This window comes from Paracoccus sp. S4493 (assembly GCF_000967735.1).
Lineage (GTDB): Bacteria > Pseudomonadota > Alphaproteobacteria > Rhodobacterales > Rhodobacteraceae > Paracoccus > Paracoccus marcusii.
In genome coordinates, this window is sequence record NZ_JXYF01000557.1 from 1 (window position 1) to 330 (window position 330).

General features: G+C 76.1%; 1 protein-coding gene. It reads right to left on the reverse strand.

The window, feature by feature from the left end; translation table 11 throughout:
- A partial coding sequence (locus TW83_RS19035) for a DUF4175 family protein (protein WP_045984362.1) occupies positions 1-330 on the reverse strand: 330 nt, incomplete at both ends.

Consider the following 330-nt stretch of genomic DNA (forward strand, 5'->3'; position numbering starts at 1 on the left):
GCATCTGCGCCAGATGCGCCTGCCACAGCGGCCCTTCGCCGCCGATCGCTGCACGGTCGGACAGCGCGGTCAGCGGGCGCCCGGGCAGGGTGCGGTCCAGCCGGGCCAGCGCCTCGGCCCGGCGCACGCGGCGAAAGCGCCATCCGCCCCGCACCGCCGCGATCACGACCGCCAGCAGCCACAGGCCCGCCAGCCATGGCAGGAGCACCTGAGGCAAGGCCGCCACCGCGCCCAGCCACAGCGCCGCAATGCCGAAGAACAGCAGCGTCGTCAGCGGCCAGAAGGCCCGCGCCGCGCGTTCCCATGCCATGCCCGCGCGGGTCAGGCGCA